12 protein-coding genes are annotated in these 14,551 nt (G+C 70.1%); 4 read left to right on the forward strand and 8 right to left on the reverse strand.

Annotated features, from left to right (window positions below; all coding sequences use genetic code 11):
* Nucleotides 1-254: 254 nt before the first annotated feature.
* The 3 genes from ABS41_RS10090 to ABS41_RS10100 are packed head-to-tail and all read right to left on the reverse strand — an operon-like array spanning nt 255 to nt 3,128.
* Nucleotides 255-1,052, reverse strand: a complete 798-nt coding sequence (locus tag ABS41_RS10090; RefSeq protein ID WP_290593536.1) for a hypothetical protein — start codon at nt 1,050-1,052, stop codon at nt 255-257.
* A gap of 17 nt (nt 1,053-1,069) precedes the next feature.
* Nucleotides 1,070-2,572, reverse strand: a complete 1,503-nt coding sequence (locus ABS41_RS10095) for an aldehyde dehydrogenase (protein WP_290593538.1) — start codon at nt 2,570-2,572, stop codon at nt 1,070-1,072.
* Between the two features lie 10 nt (nt 2,573-2,582).
* Nucleotides 2,583-3,128, reverse strand: a complete 546-nt coding sequence (locus ABS41_RS10100) for a cupin domain-containing protein (protein WP_290593540.1) — start codon at nt 3,126-3,128, stop codon at nt 2,583-2,585.
* Nucleotides 3,129-3,237: 109 nt separating this feature from the next.
* Between ABS41_RS10100 and ABS41_RS10105 the strand changes: the two genes are divergently transcribed.
* Genes ABS41_RS10105 through speB form a run of 4 tightly spaced genes read left to right on the forward strand, consistent with a single transcriptional unit; the run spans nt 3,238 to nt 8,185 of the window.
* Nucleotides 3,238-4,602 (forward strand): aspartate aminotransferase family protein, encoded by a 1,365-nt coding sequence (locus tag ABS41_RS10105; protein WP_290593542.1) that lies wholly within the window; start codon nt 3,238-3,240, stop codon nt 4,600-4,602.
* Between the two features lie 50 nt (nt 4,603-4,652).
* Nucleotides 4,653-5,768 carry an alanine dehydrogenase gene (gene ald / locus ABS41_RS10110; RefSeq protein WP_290593544.1) on the forward strand — a complete coding sequence of 372 codons (1,116 nt, stop codon included), beginning with the start codon at nt 4,653-4,655 and terminating at the stop codon, nt 5,766-5,768.
* A 4-nt stretch (nt 5,769-5,772) separates the two neighbouring features.
* On the forward strand, nt 5,773-7,275 hold the full coding sequence (locus ABS41_RS10115) for a CoA-acylating methylmalonate-semialdehyde dehydrogenase (protein WP_290593546.1): 1,503 nt from the start codon (nt 5,773-5,775) through the stop codon (nt 7,273-7,275).
* 16 nt (nt 7,276-7,291) lie between these two features.
* Nucleotides 7,292-8,185: an agmatinase gene (speB, locus tag ABS41_RS10120; RefSeq protein WP_290593547.1), complete on the forward strand. Its 894-nt coding sequence runs from the start codon at nt 7,292-7,294 to the stop codon at nt 8,183-8,185.
* On the opposite strand, the gene gstA is transcribed toward speB, so the two are convergent.
* The 5 genes from gstA to ABS41_RS10145 all read right to left on the reverse strand — a co-directional run bounded on the left by gstA (nt 8,186) and on the right by ABS41_RS10145 (nt 14,443).
* On the reverse strand, nt 8,186-8,788 hold the full coding sequence (gene gstA, locus ABS41_RS10125; RefSeq protein WP_290593548.1) for a glutathione transferase GstA: 603 nt from the start codon (nt 8,786-8,788) through the stop codon (nt 8,186-8,188). It lies immediately after the preceding gene.
* A gap of 78 nt (nt 8,789-8,866) precedes the next feature.
* A complete protein-coding gene (gene msrA / locus ABS41_RS10130; RefSeq protein ID WP_290593549.1) occupies nt 8,867-9,493 on the reverse strand; it encodes a peptide-methionine (S)-S-oxide reductase MsrA in 627 nt (208 codons plus the stop codon).
* Entirely contained in the window at nt 9,486-10,946 is a 1,461-nt protein-coding gene (locus ABS41_RS10135; RefSeq protein WP_290593550.1) for a wax ester/triacylglycerol synthase family O-acyltransferase, read from the reverse strand. The genes msrA and ABS41_RS10135 overlap by 8 nt, the downstream gene beginning before the upstream one ends.
* Before the next feature lie 71 nt (nt 10,947-11,017).
* The gene (locus ABS41_RS10140; protein WP_290593551.1) at nt 11,018-12,460 is read right to left on the reverse strand and encodes a deoxyribodipyrimidine photo-lyase; all 1,443 of its coding nucleotides are present in this window, start codon (nt 12,458-12,460) and stop codon (nt 11,018-11,020) included.
* A 111-nt stretch (nt 12,461-12,571) separates the two neighbouring features.
* Nucleotides 12,572-14,443, reverse strand: coding sequence for a S8 family serine peptidase (locus ABS41_RS10145; RefSeq protein WP_290593552.1), 1,872 nt, complete (start codon nt 14,441-14,443; stop codon nt 12,572-12,574).
* Between the last annotated feature and the right edge of the window lie 108 nt (nt 14,444-14,551).

Here is a 14,551-nt window from a genome sequence, read left to right on the forward strand (position 1 = left end):
GACGTCCCATCATCGCTGCGATTTCCGCTGGATCGATGGGAAGTCAGTGGACCAGCTTCAGGAGGCCGATTCAACCGAGTTTTTCAACGGAATAGGTCGACAGCGGACACCCCTTCCCACAGCTACGCCACCGATTTGACCCAGGCAGCCTCTGCCTCCGTGTCCTTCTCGAAGGTGTGCAGCGACCTGTCGCGGCTGTAGCGGGCGGTGAACGCGCCGGCGGCCAAGCCCTGGCCGCTGTCGCAGGCAACCGGCTATTCGACGGTGAAGCCAACCGTCACGCTCACCTCTTCTCTCACGACCCGGTTCATGTAGGTGGAGCCATAAACCCTGAACGACTTAGGGAACGGGCCCAGCCTGCCTTCGCCGACGGTCAGCTCGTAGCATGACGGCAGCATGAGGTCCGTGGGCCGACAGTCGATCTCCCTGGCCCGATCAATCTCGGCGAGTTCAAGAAATCGAAGGACCGCACGATCGCCCCGACACTCGGGGCTGCAGCTGAACTTGAAGTCCTGGCCGGCGAACGGTCCCCTTCCAGCGATGACGTCAAGGTAGCGGGCAATACTAAACGCTGCCTGCTCGTCCGGCGCCGGGAAATAGTCCCGCGTGGACGAAACCGCGGTGCACGTCGGCCCCGCCTGATCGCGCTTCCAGCCCGCCGGCGATGCGTACAGGTCTCCCTCGACACCGAAGTGGTTCTCCACATCCACCCATTCGATGTTGCCGTCCTCTTCGAACCAGACGGTGACCCAATCCGAAGCACACAGTCCGGACGCTGACCTGGCGACGACCGGCCGACTGTAGAAGCGGAGTTTGCGCAAGGGCGGCGGCCGCTCGGGCGGCCACGGGATCGACTCGGGCAGCCGGTGATGCCGCGGCCCCCAGGACGGTCTCTCGACGTCCATCATCAATGCGCCAAAGTCGCCGAGCAACCTTCTGGCCAGGGCCTCCAGCGGCAATTCCTGCGCCTCGGCCGGACTTGTCTGGGCCCGGGCACCGAGCGGCATGAGCATCAGCAGGGCCAGGCAACAAGCTTTGAAGTAGTTCTGCATCCTTCAAACCCTTCGAGTCAGGGCGCCAGGTTGATCCAGGTCGCCTTGACCTCGGTGTACTTCTCGAAGGCGTGCAGCGACTTGTCGCGGCCGTTGCCGGACTGCTTGTAGCCGCCGAAGGGCGCGGTCATGTCGCCGCCGTCCCAGTAGTTCACCCAGACGCTGCCGGCGCGCAGCTTTCGGGCCACGCGGTGGGCGCGGCTGATGTCGGCGGTGAACAGGCCGGCGGCCAGGCCGTATTCGCTGTCGTTGGCGATGCGCAGCGCCTCGTCCTCGTCGTCGAAGCCGATCACGCTCAGCACCGGGCCGAAGATCTCCTCGCGGGCGATGGTGTGGCCGTGGGCCACGTCGTCGAAGATGGTGGGCGCCAGGTAGCAGCCGCCGGCCACCGTCTGCAGGCGCTCGCCGCCGATCACCACGCGGCCGCCTTCCTCGCGGCCCTTGCGGATGTAGTCGAGCACGCGGTGGGTCTGGGCCTCGTCCACCATCGCGCCCATCGGCGCGCCCGGGTCGAGCGGGTGGCGCGGCTGCATCTCGCGGCCGTACTTCGCCACCAGCGCCACGAACTCGTCCTTGATTGAACGCTGCACCAGCAGGCGCGAAGCCGCGGTGCACACCTCGCCCTGGTTGTAGAAGATGCCGCTGGCCGCGGCCTTCGCGGCCTGCTCGAGGTCGGGCGCGTCGGCGAAGACGATGTTCGGGCTCTTGCCGCCGCACTCCATGTAGGCGCGTTTCATGTTCGACATGCCGGCGCACACCAGCAGGTGCTTGCCCACCGCGGTCGAGCCGGTGAACACCAGGCCGTCCACGTCCATGTGCATGGCCAGCGGCTCGCCGGCGCCGCGGCCGAAGCCGGGCAGCACGTTGAACACGCCCTCGGGGATGCCGGCCTCGATGGCCAGCTCGGCCAGGCGCAGCGCCGTCAGCGGCGACTTCTCGGAGGGCTTGAGCACCACCGAATTGCCCATGGCCAGGGCCGGCGCCAGCTTCCACGTCGCCATCAGCATCGGGAAGTTCCAGGGCACGATGGCGGCCACCACGCCCAGCGGCTCGCGCGTCACCAGGCCCAGCTCGTCCGGGCCGGTGGCGGCGACCTCGCCGTAGACCTTGTCGATGGCCTCGCCGGTCCAGGCCATGCAGCGCACCGAGGCCGCCACATCCACGTTGAGCGCGTCGGAAATGGGCTTGCCCATATCCAGCGACTCGAGCAGGGCCAGCTCTTCGGCGTGCTCGTTCATCAGCGCCGCGAAGCGCACCAGCACCTTCTTGCGGTGCGTGGGGCGGGCGTTGGACCAGTCGCCCTTGTCGAAGGCGCGGCGGGCCACGGCCACGGCGCGGTCCACGTCCTCGCTGCCGCACTCGGCCACGCGGGCCAGCACGCGGCCGTCGATGGGGCTGATGCACTCGAAGGTCTTGCCGCTGGCGGCGTCGGTCCAGCGGCCGTCGATGAAGGCCTGGTGGCGGATCGACAGGCCGGTGGCCAGGCGCTCCCAGTCTTCGCGGGTCTTGGGCGTGGTCATGGGTGGCACCTCAGAAAGTGGGGGGCGTGCTGGCGCTGACGAGGATCGCGTCCACGTCGCCGACGTTGCGGAAGCGGTGCGGCTGGCGGCACTCGAAGTAATAGGCCTCGCCCGGGCCGAGCACGCGGCGCTGGCTGCCGACGGTGATCTCCACCCGGCCCTGCAGCACCACGCCGCCTTCCTCGCCCTCGTGGCTGATCATGGTCTCGCCGGTGTCGCTGCCCGGCGGCATCACCTCGCGCAGCACGCACATGCGCCGGTTCGGGTGGCGGTGGCCGACCAGGAAGTAGTGGATGTCGTTGTTGCCCACGTCGGGCTGCTCGGTCGGCTCGTAGAACGGGCTGTCGCCCTGGTCCTCGAGGTCCATGGTGAAGAAGTCGGCCAGCGAGATCGGGATGCCGTCGAGCACCTTCTTCAGGGAACTGATGGACGGGCTGACCTTGTTCTGCTCGATCAGCGAGATGGTGGAGTTGGTCACGCCCACGCGCTTGGCCAGCTCGCGCTGGCTCAGCCCCTTGCTCTTGCGGACGGCCTGCAGCCGGTTGCCGATGTCCAATGGATCGCCTCGCCGGGGTGGTTGCTGAATATTTGACACCGTTTGTAAAGTTTATTCAACGCTGCTAGCGTTTCCCTACCCCGCCCCACGCCCTTCCCCGAGCCCCGCCATGCCCTTCCCCGACGCCGCTTCCGACCCCGACCTGCAGGCCCTGGCGACCGGCCATCCCGAGCGCACCGACGCCTTCTGGATGCCCTTCACCGCCAACCGCCAGTTCAAGAAGACGCCGCGCCTGCTGGCCAGCGCCGAGGGCATGTACTACCGCAGCGTGGACGGCCGCGAGATCCTCGACGGCACCGGCGGCCTGTGGTGCGTCAATGCCGGCCACGCCAACCCGCGCATCGTGCAGGCCATCCAGCAGCAGGCGGCCACGCTCGATTTCGCGCCCACCTTCCAGATGGGCCACCCGCTGCCCTTCATCCTGGCCGAGCGCCTGGCCGCGATCGCGCCGGACCCGCTCAAGCATGTGTTCTTCACCAACTCGGGCTCCGAGTCGGTGGACACCGCGCTCAAGATCGCCCTGGCCTACCACCGCGCCCGCGGCGAGGGCCAGCGCACGCGCCTGATCGGCCGCGAAAAGGGCTACCACGGCGTCGGCTTCGGCGGCATCTCGGTCGGCGGCATGGTCAACAACCGCAAGTTCTTCGGCGCCATGCTGCCCGGCGTCGACCACCTGCGCCACACGCTGGACCTGCAGCGCAACGCCTTCAGCCGCGGCCTGCCGCAGCACGGCGCCGAGCTGGCCGAGGACCTCGAGCGCCTGGTGCAGCTGCACGACGCCAGCACGATCGCCGCGGTCATCATCGAACCCATCTCCGGCAGCGCCGGCGTGGTGCTGCCGCCGGAGGGCTACCTCAAGCGCATCCGCGAGATCTGCGACAAGCACGGCATCCTGCTGATCTTCGACGAGGTGATCACCGGCTTCGGCCGCGTCGGCAAGGCCTTCGCGGCCCAGCGCTTCGGCGTCACGCCCGACCTGATCAGCACCGCCAAGGGCCTGACCAACGGCGCCGTGCCCATGGGCGCGGTGTTCGCCTCCAAGGCCATCCACGACGCCTTCATGCACGGCCCCGAAGGCGCCATCGAGCTCTTCCACGGCTACACCTACTCGGGCCACCCGCTGGCCTGCGCCGCGGCCCTGGCCACGCTGGACGTGTACGAGTCCGAGGGCCTGTTCGAGAAGGCCATCGAGCTCGGGCCCTACTGGGAGCAGGCCATCCACTCGCTCAAGGGCCTGCCCAACGTGGTCGACATCCGCAACTTCGGCCTGGTCGGCGCGGTGGAGCTGGCGGCCCGCCCGGAGGGCGTGGGCCAGCGCGGCTACGAGGTGTTCAACCGCTGCTACTTCGAGCAGAACCTGATGGTGCGTTGCACGGGCGACGTGATCGCCATGTCGCCGCCGCTGATCCTGAACAAGGAACATATAGACCGGATTTTCGACCGGCTGGCGGCTACCATACGCGCCACCGCCTGACCGGGCGGCCCTGAAAACGACAGAAATCACCGCCCCGGGAGGGCAGTTCCATGCTTATCGGCGTCCCCAAGGAAATCAAGAACCACGAATACCGCATCGGCCTCACCCCGGCCGGCGCCCGCGAGCTGGTCTCGCAGGGCCACAAGGTCATGGTGCAGCGCGACGGCGGCAAGGCCATCGGCCTGACCAACGAGATGTACGAGAAGGCGGGCGCCGAGATCGTCGACACGGCCGAGGAGATCTTCAAGCGCGCCGAGATGATCATCAAGGTCAAGGAGCCGCAGCCGGTCGAGTGCGCCATGCTGCGCCCGGGCCAGATCCTCTACACCTACCTGCACCTGGCGCCGGACCCGGAGCAGACCGCCGCGCTGGTGAAGTCGGGCTGCACCGCCATAGCCTATGAAACCGTCACCGACCGCAAGGGCGGCCTGCCGCTGCTGGCGCCGATGTCGGAAGTGGCCGGCCGCATGTCCATCCAGGCCGGCGCGCACGCGCTGGAGAAGGCCCAGGGTGGTTCGGGCGTGCTGCTGGGCGGCGTGCCGGGCGTGCAGCCGGGCCGCGTGCTGGTGATCGGCGGCGGCGTGGTCGGCATCAATGCCGCGCGCATGGCGATGGGCCTCAACGCCCGCGTCACCATCCTCGACCGCTCGCTCGACCGCCTCAAGTACCTCGACGAGCTCTACGGCGACCGGATCACCACGCTCTACTCCACCATCGACGCCATCGAAGAGCTGCTGCCGCAGTCCGACCTGGTGGTCGGCGCGGTGCTGATCCCCGGCGCCGCCGCCCCGAAGCTCGTCTCGCGCAAGCAGCTGGGCCTGATGAAGCCGGGCTCGGTGCTCGTGGACGTGGCCATCGACCAGGGCGGCTGCTTCGAGACCTCGAAGGCCACCACGCACCAGCACCCGACCTACGAGGTCGACGGCATCATCCACTACTGCGTGGCGAACATGCCCGGCGGCGTGGCGCGCACGTCCACCTTCGCGCTCACCAACGCCACCCTGCCCTATGCGGTGCAGCTGGCGAACAAGGGCGTGCAGGCCATGCTCGACGACGCCCACCTGCTCAACGGCCTGAACGTGCACGCCGGCAAGGTGACCTACGAAGCCGTGGCCAAGGACCTGGGCTACGCCTACGTGCCGGCCGCGCAGGCGCTCAAGGGCTGATGCCATGACCGACCCCCGCCGCATCCCGCACTTCATCCACGGCCAACCGTCGGATGGCGGTTCGGGGCGGTGGGGCGAGGTGTACGACCCCGCCACCGGCGCCGTGCAGGCGCAGGTGGCCCTGGCCTCGGCCGACGATGTGTCGGCCGCGGTCGCGGCGGCCCAGGCCGCCTTCCCGGCCTGGGCGGCGACCACGCCGCTGGCGCGGGCCCGCATCCTGTTCCGCTACAAGGCGCTGCTCGAGGAGCACGCCGACGAGATCGCCGCCGCCATCACCGCCGAACACGGCAAGGTGCTGGCCGATGCGCGCGGCGAGCTGACCCGCGGCCTGGAAGTGGTGGAGTTCGCCTGCGGTGCGCCGCACCTCCTGAAGGGCGAGCACTCGATGAACGTCGGCCGCGACGTCGACTCCTGGAGCGAGTACGCACCGCTGGGCGTGGTGGCCGGCATCACGCCGTTCAACTTCCCCTGCATGGTGCCGATGTGGATGTTCCCGGTGGCCCTGGCCTGCGGCAACACCTTCGTGCTCAAGCCCAGCGAGCGCGACCCGGGCGCACCGATGATCCTCGCGCGGCTGCTCAAGGAAGCCGGCCTGCCCGACGGCGTGTTCAACGTGGTGCACGGCGACAAGGTGGCCGTGGACGCGCTGCTCGACGATCCGCGCGTGCAGGCGATCAGCTTCGTCGGCTCCACGCCCATCGCCCAGTACATCTACGCGCGCGGCTCGGCCAACGGCAAGCGCGTGCAGGCCCTCGGCGGCGCCAAGAACCACATGGTGGTGCTGCCCGACGCCGACCTCGACCAGGCCGCCTCGGCCCTGCTCGGCGCCGGCTACGGCTCGGCCGGCGAACGCTGCATGGCGATCTCGGTGGCCGTGTGCGTGGGCGATCGCACGGCCGACGCGCTGGTCGGCAAACTCAAGCCCCTGGTCGAGGGCCTGCGCATCGGCCCCGGCTGCCAGGGCGACCCGGACATGGGCCCGCTGGTCACCGGCGCGCACCGCGACAAGGTGCGCGGCTACGTCGATGCCGGCGTAGCCGAGGGCGCCACGCTGGTGGTCGATGGCCGCGGCCTGGAGGTGCCCGGCCACGAGGCCGGCTTCTTCCTCGGCGGCTGCCTGTTCGACCGCGTCACGCCGGAGATGACGATTTACCGCGAGGAGATCTTCGGCCCCGTGCTGTGCGTGGTGCGCGTGCCCGACTTCGCCGCCGCGCTCGAACTGGTGAACGCGCACGAGTACGGCAACGGCACCGCCGTGTTCACCCGCGACGGCGACGCCGCGCGCCAGTTCGCGCACCAGGTGCAGGCCGGCATGGTCGGCATCAACGTACCCATCCCGGTGCCGATGGCCTTCCACAGCTTCGGCGGCTGGAAGCGCAGCCTGTTCGGCCCGCTGCACATGCACGGCCCCGACGGCGTGCGCTTCTACACGCGCCTCAAGACCATCACCGCGCGCTGGCCCACCGGCGTGCGCGACCCCGAGTTCGTGATGCCCACCATGAAGTGATCCGGCGGAGGCCGACGTGACCGAACCGACCTACGCCGGCATCCCCACCTTCCTGCGCCGCCCGCTGGCCAGCGACTTCTCGCAGGCCGACGTGGCGGTGATGGGCGTGCCCTTCGACCTGGCCACCACCCACCGTTCGGGCACGCGCCTGGGCCCGCGCGCCATCCGCGCGGCCTCGCTGATGCTGGCCTGGTGCCCGCCCTATGCCTGGGACTTCGACCCGCTCGAGCGCCTGCGCGTGGTCGACGGCGGCGACGTGCACTTCGACCCGGGCCGCCCGCACGAAGCGCCCGCGGCCATCCGCGCCGCCTTCGCGCCCCTGGCCGAGCGCGGCGTGCTGCCGCTGGCGCTCGGCGGCGACCACTTCATCAGCTATCCGATCCTGCAGGCCCTGCACGCCGTGCACGGGCCGCTGGCGCTGGTGCACTTCGATGCGCACAGCGACACCTGGCGCGACGAAGACGGGCGCATCGACCACGGCACGATGTTCTTCCACGCCGCGGCCCAGGGCCTGGTGGATCCGGCGCGCTCGATCCAGCTCGGCATGCGCACGCACAACTCCGAAACGCACGGCTACCGGGTGATGGACGCACGCGAACTGCACGCCATCGGCGTGGACGCGGCGGTGGCTGCCATCCACGCGCGCGTGGGCAGCCACCCCTGCTACATCACCTTCGACGTGGATTTCCTCGACCCGGCCTTCGCGCCCGGCACCGGCACGCCGGTGGTGGGCGGCTTCAGCACGCACGAGGCGCTGCGCCTCGTGCGCGGGCTGGCCGGGCTGCGCGTGGTGGGCATGGACGTGGTCGAGGTCAGCCCGCCCTACGACCACGCCGAGATCACGGCGCTGGCGGCGGCGTCGGTGGCCCAGGAACTGCTGGCCGTCGCCGCCTGCCGCCCCGCCGGCTGATCAGGCCAGGCCTTCGGCCTTCAGCGCCGCCTGCACCGCCGGGCGCGCGGCCACGTGGGCGTGGTGCGCGGCCAGGTTCGGCCAGTCGGCGACGGCGATGTCGAAGAAACGCAGCCAGTTGAGCACCACGAACAGGTAGCCGTCGGCAACGCCGAAACGATCGCCCACCAGCCACTCGCGCTCGCCCAGCTGGGCCGAGAACTGGCCCAGGCGCAGGCGGATCTTCTCGACCTGCGCCGGCTTGTCCTCGGCGCGGAAGGCCGGGTTGAACAGCGCGCCGATGAGCTTGTGCAGCTCGGAATTGATGAAGGTCAGCGCCGACTGCAGCCGGTAGCGCTCGAGCGAGCCGGCCGCCGGGGCCAGGCCCGTCTCCGGCTTGATGTCGGCGATGTACTGCACGATGGCCGGGCCCTCGAGCAGCACCTGGCCGTCGTCGAGCTCCAGCGCCGGCACGTAGCCGTAGGGATTGATGGTGGTGAAGTCGCGGCCGTCGGCGGTCTTCTTGTCGCGGCCCACGGCGATCAGTTCGAACGGCAGGCCGGTTTCGCGCAGGGCGATGTGCGGGGAGAGCGAGCAGGCGCCCTTCATGTAATACAGCTTCATCGGGAACTCCGGGGCAATGAAGCCACTAGGGTGCGCCCTTCGCGCCCGCGGGCCAAGCCGCGGCGGCGCAACGAACCGTTACCGCAGCTTGCCGGGGAAGGCCTTGGCCAGCTTTTCCACCTTGGGCATCGACACGGCGCGGATGTAGGGCTGGCCGGGGTTCCGGGCGGCGTAATCGTGGTGGTAGCGCTCGGCCTCGTAGAAGGCCGGCAGCGGCTCGATCGTGGTGGCGATGGGCGCGGCGTACACGCCAGCGGCGGCGAGCTGCTCGAGATAAGCGCGGGCCACGCGCGCCTGCGCCTCGTCGAGCGGGAACAGGGCCGAGCGGTACTGCGGGCCGATGTCGTTGCCCTGGCGGTTGCGCTGGGTGGGGTCGTGGGCGACCGACATGAACACCTTCAGCAGCTGGCCGTAGCTCAGACGCGCCGGGTCGTAGGTGATGCGGATGGCTTCGGCATGGGCGGTGCGGCCGCTGCACACGGCCTCGTAGTTCGCCGTCGCCGCGTCGCCACCGGCATAGCCCGGCACCACGCCGAGCACGCCCGCGAGCTGGCGGTACACGGCCTCGGTGCACCAGAAGCAGCCGCCGGCCAGCACCGCTTCGCCGCGGTCGTCGTCCGCGGGAACGTCATCGGCCGGATCCGGCACCGCCGACGGCGGCACGCGCAGGCCCTGGCCGGGAATCTCGCAGAACGGATCAGACATCGGTGGGTTCTTCGAGCAGGGCCTCGGCGGCCTCGGAGCAGAACTCGCCTTCCCAGCGCGCCATCAGGGCCAGGTAGAGCAGCTTCTCGAACTCGGGGCGGAAGCGGCGGATGACCGAGTCGGGGTCGGGCATCAGGCGCGCATCGGCGATCAGGCCGAAGTGCACCTGGCCGTTGTAGCTCAGGATCGAGATGCCCAGGCCGATCGAACCGGTCTGCGGCACCCAGAACATCAGGTCGCTGATCTTGCTGCCGCCGAAGTACAGCGGCATCTGCGGCCCGGGCACGTTGGTGGCCACGGCCGAGGCCTTGCGGCTGAACATCTCCAGCGCGAAGGCCTGCACCGCCTCCGGCGCCATGCCCACCGCCGCCAGTGCACCGAAGGTGGCCACGGCCTGGCGCGACTTGCGCAGCACGCGCATGCAGTCGGCCACGCGCTCGAGCCGGCGCATCGGATTGGCCTCGCCCACCGGCAGGTCCAGGAAGACCAGGCCGAAGTGGTTGCCCAGCTGCTTGGCGTGTTCGAGCGGGCGCAGGTTCACCGGCACCGTGGCGCGGATGGTGATGCCGTCGATGCGCTCGCCGCGCTCGATCAGGTAGCTGCGCAGCGCGCCGCTGGCCGAGGCCAGCAGGATGTCGTTGACCGTGCAGTGCAGCGCCTTGCTGACCGACTTGACCTCGTCGAGCGCCAGCGGCTCGGCCCAGGCCACGCGCTTGGACACGCCCAGCCGGCCCTTGAGCACCGTTTCCGGGTCGTCGGGCAGCGCCAGCGCATGGCCGATCTCGCGCGCGATCTCCACGCCCTCGTTGGCGAGCACCGCGGCCAGGGTCGGGTCGCGGTAGAAATCCATGCCCTTCTCGAGCACCTTGTTGCCCAGCTTCATGTAGCGGTCCATCGCGCCGACGCGCTTGGCCACCGGGGCGTGCTCTTCCTTCTTCAGCCAGCGCTTGGCCAGCGCGGCCTTGCGCTTGTCGTCGAGCTGCATCTCGGTCAGCGAAAGCAGCACCTGCACCAGCGCGATGCCATCGGCGTAGCAGTGGTGGATGCGGGCGATCAGGGCCGAGCCGCCGTTGAAGCGCTCGACCAGGTGGAACTGCCAGAGCGGCTTGGACTTGTCGAGCGGCGTGGAGGCGAGCTGGCTGGTCAGGCGCTCGAGCTCGCGCTTGCCGCCCTTGCCGGGCAGCGCGGTCAGGCGGATGTGCCAGTCGAGGTCGAAGTCGGTGTCTTCCAGCCAGACGGCGCCGGTGGGGCCGTCCACGGCCTTCTGCCGGAATCGCGGGTAGGACAGGAACTTGTGCTCGATGACCTTGCGCAGGGTGCGGATGTCGAGCGGCGTCTCGAGCATCAGCACGCCGGTGATCATCATCAGGTTGGTCGCGCGCTCCATGCGCAGCCAGGCGGTGTCCACGCGGGACATCGGTTCCTTGCGGGCTTTGCTGCGGGCCTCGGCCATGTTCCCTCCCCTCGTCACCGCAGGATGCCGGCGCGGGCGCGGAGGCGTCAATCGGCGCCGCGTGCCGGCGCTCAGGCCGGCGGCTTGGTCTTGGGGCCCGAATAGGCCGCCAGCGCCGCCTCGCGACTGGCGCGCAGGTCCACCACGGGCCGGCGCGGGTACGCCGGTGCCAGCCGCGCCAGCAGCTCGGCGTGCTCCCAGGGCGCGGCCAGGGCCGCGTCGGGCAGCTTCGCCAGCTCGGGCAGCCAGCGCCGCACGTACTTGCCGGCCGGGTCGAACTTCTCGGCCTGCGCCACCGGGCTGAAGATGCGGAAGTAAGGCGCGGCATCGGCGCCGGTGCCGGCCGTCCACTGCCAGCCCTGGGTGTTGTTGGCCAGGTCGGCGTCCACCAGCGTGTCCCAGAACCAGTCGGCACCGTGGCGCCAGTGGTAGCGCAGGTTCTTGGTCAGGAAGCTGGCCACCACCATGCGCACGCGGTTGTGCATCCAGCCGGTGGCCCAGAGCTCGCGCATGCCGGCATCGACGATGGGCACGCCGGTGCGGCCGTGGCGCCAGGCCTCGAGCAGGCGCTCGGCCGGGTCGGCCCAGTCGAAGTCCTCGAAGCGCGGGTTGAGGTTTTCCTGCGCCGTGTGCGGGAAGTGGAACAGCAGGTGGTGGCTGAACTCGCGCCAGCCCAGTTCGCTGAGGAAGTGGTCGACGTCGGGCTGCACGGCCGCCGGCCACGGGCGCGCCAGCACCGCCGAGACGACGGCGCGCGGCGAGACCTCGCCGAAGTGCAGGTGCGGCGAGAGCCTGGAGGTGGCGATGCGGTCGGGGTAGTTGCGCTGCTCCTTGTAGCCGTGCGCGGCGCCCTCGAGGAAGGCGTCCACCAGCTCGGCGGCGCCGGCCTCGCCGGGCTGCCAGTGCTGCCAGAAGCCTTCGTCCCAGCGCGGCTCGTGCTTCGGCGGCGCCAGGCCGAGGTCGTCGGCATCAAGCGAGAGCAGGTCCACCGGCGGCGCCGGCAGGCGCGCCGGTGAGGCCGGCACCGCCGCGCTCGAGAGGCGCTGGCGGGCGTTCTTCCAGAACGGGGTGAACACGCGGTAGGGCTCGCCCTGCCCCGTCTGCACCGTCCAGGGCTCGACCAGCAGCGCGGCGTTGTGGCTTTCCACCACCAGCCCGCGCGATTTCAGGCCCTGCTTGATGCGGGTGTCGCGGGCGATGCAGGCCGGCTCGTACAGCCGGTTCCAGTGCAGGGCCACGGCCTTGGTTTCGGCGATGAGCTTTTCGATCTCGGCCAGGCTGTCGCCGCGGCGGATGACCAGGCGCGAGCCGCGCGCGCGCAGGTCGGCGTCGAGCGCCTGCAGCGAGCGCCGCAGCCAGGCGCGGCTGGCCGCGCCCGGTGCCCAGGGCGCTTCCTCGTCCGGCGCGTGGATGTAGACGGGCACCGGAACGTGTCCGGCGTCGAGCGCCGCCTGCAGCGCGGGGTTGTCGGAGAGGCGCAGGTCGCGGCGGAACCAGACGAGGGCGTGGGACATGGGGCGGACTGGACGGAGGATGCGCCAACTTAGCGCATTGCCGCGTCCGGAGGCCGTGAAAACAGACGCCCCGGCGGACCGGGGCGTCTGGGGGTACCGCTGGCCTGGCGTTTAGTTGCTGCGGCAGGCGTTGGTGTTGTTGAAGCTGCCGTTCGGGCCGGTCACGTTGGTCACGCAGAAGGTGACCGCGCGGCCGCTCGGGTAACGCGCCGAGGTGAAGGTGACGCGACCGCTGCCGTCGGTGTTGCGGGTGGTGCAGCCGCTGACGCCGCCGGAGAAGCAGCCGGTGACCGCCGCGCCCGACAGGTTGCCACCCGCGCTCGAGGCGATGGTGACCGTGGCCGTGGTGGTGGCGTTCTTGCCCTTGGCCGTGGTGTTCAGGCTGATCGAGCCGACGCTGGCCACGATGCCGCCGCCGCCATTGTCGCCGCCACCGCCGTCGTCACCGCCGCCACCACCGTTGAGGTAGTCCAGCGCCGCCTTGGCGCGCACCAGGCCCCAGCCGGTGTAGTTGTCACGGCCGGCCGTGCCGAGGTCCTCGGCGGTGACCGCCAGCGCCTCGCGGATCTGCGCGGCGGTCCAGCTCGGGTTGGCGCTCCAGACCAGCGCGGCCACGCCGGCCACGTGCGGGGTCGCCATCGAGGTGCCGTCGTAGTAGGCGTAGCCATTGCCCTGGTTGCTCGACACGGTGCTGACCGTGGCGCTCGAACCAATGCGGGTGGCGACCAGCGACTGGCCGTCTTCCTGCGACATGCTCACCGCCGGGATGGCCGGGCCGGTGCCGCCGAGGGTGCCGGAGAAGCCGCCCGGGGCGTTGTTGTAGACCACCGCAGCCACGCCGCCGGAAGCCGCGACGAAGTTGACCTTCTCGCCGAAGCTGATGTCGCCGCGCTCGCAGAGCACGACCTGGCCGGCCCAGGCCGCATTGGCGGCCGTGCAGCGGCCGCCGTTGGCCAGGTTGCCCGAGGCGGTGCCGACGTGGGTGCCCTCGAGCAGGTCGACGATGTAGCCGGTGCCGGCCACGTTCATGCTGGCGGTGACGAAGGGCACGGTGCTGAGCACGCTCACGCCCGGGGCCGACAGCTCCACCTGGTTGGTGTACTGCGAGAAGCTCGCACGCGCCTTGTTCGCATCGACCGCGGCGACCGAGATCACGCTGTCGTACGAGGCCGGGTAGCTGTGGCGGTTGTTGCCGTCGTTGCCGGCCGCGGCGATGCTCAGCACGCCCTGGCTGTAGAGGCTGGCGAAGGCATTGTTCTCGGTGGTGCTCGAGGTCGAGCCGCCGAGGCTCATGTTGATGACCTTGGCGCCGGCCTGGGCGCAGCGGTTGGCCGCGTCGACCAGGGTCGAGCTGTAGCTCCAGCCGCAGTTCGGGCCGTCGAACACCTTGATGATGTGCAGCGACACCGCGCCCGGGCTCACGCCCACCACGCCAGCGGCGTTGTTGGCGGCGGCGATGGTGCCGGCCACGTGCGAGCCGTGGCCGCAGGTGTCGGTGTTCCAGCCGGTCGGATGGCCGCCGGACAGGTTCACGCCGTTGAAGTCCTCGTGGGCGCCGTGGATGCCCGAGTCGATGATGCAGACCTTGATGCCGGCGCCGGTGGTGGCGCCCGCGTCGACCACGCCGTCGCGGTTGGCGTCCCACACGTCGCGCGCCTGCACCATGTCGATGCCGTAGGGCACGGCCTGGCCGAGCGGATAACGCGGCGCGTCGATTTCGATGCGCTCGATGTTGGGGTTGTTGCGCAGGCGCTCGAGCACCTGCGGCGGCAGGCTGACGGCGAAGGCGTCGATGTTCTCGAAGCGGTGGTGGATGCGGCCGCCGTTGCCCCGCAGGAGGGTTTCGACGTTGGCGCGCTGGCCCTTCTTGAACTTCACCCACACGCGGTTCGGATCCGGACCTTCCGCGGCCGTGGCGCTGGTGGCGCCCAGCGCCATGGCGAGCCCGAGCGCGAGGGCGCGGGCGAGGTTGTGCTGCTTCATCAATAGATCCCCGAAATTAGGCTCGCAGGCGTCTGGTCTTCCCTGTGCCTGCCTCTCTCCTTAAACCGGGACTGAACCTATCATGACTTTGGTCACGGTCTTGCTGCA

It is taken from the genome of Arenimonas sp. SCN 70-307, assembly GCF_001724815.1.
Taxonomy (GTDB): domain Bacteria; phylum Pseudomonadota; class Gammaproteobacteria; order Xanthomonadales; family Xanthomonadaceae; genus Arenimonas.

Bases quoted from the DNA above. Each gene is read 5' to 3' on its own strand.
- ABS41_RS10135 (WP_290593550.1), bottom strand. From the start codon at position 10,946: ATGGCCGAGGCCCGCAGCAAAGCCCGCAAGGAACCGATGTCCCGCGTG.
- ABS41_RS10090 (WP_290593536.1), bottom strand. From the start codon at position 1,052: ATGCAGAACTACTTCAAAGCTTGTTGCCTGGCCCTGCTGATGCTCATG.
- ABS41_RS10140 (WP_290593551.1), bottom strand. From the start codon at position 12,460: ATGTCCCACGCCCTCGTCTGGTTCCGCCGCGACCTGCGCCTCTCCGAC.
- msrA (WP_290593549.1), bottom strand. From the start codon at position 9,493: ATGTCTGATCCGTTCTGCGAGATTCCCGGCCAGGGCCTGCGCGTGCCG.
- ABS41_RS10145 (WP_290593552.1), bottom strand. From the start codon at position 14,443: ATGAAGCAGCACAACCTCGCCCGCGCCCTCGCGCTCGGGCTCGCCATG.
- ABS41_RS10115 (WP_290593546.1), top strand. From the start codon at position 5,773: ATGACCGACCCCCGCCGCATCCCGCACTTCATCCACGGCCAACCGTCG.
- ABS41_RS10095 (WP_290593538.1), bottom strand. From the start codon at position 2,572: ATGACCACGCCCAAGACCCGCGAAGACTGGGAGCGCCTGGCCACCGGC.
- ald (WP_290593544.1), top strand. From the start codon at position 4,653: ATGCTTATCGGCGTCCCCAAGGAAATCAAGAACCACGAATACCGCATC.
- ABS41_RS10105 (WP_290593542.1), top strand. From the start codon at position 3,238: ATGCCCTTCCCCGACGCCGCTTCCGACCCCGACCTGCAGGCCCTGGCG.
- gstA (WP_290593548.1), bottom strand. From the start codon at position 8,788: ATGAAGCTGTATTACATGAAGGGCGCCTGCTCGCTCTCCCCGCACATC.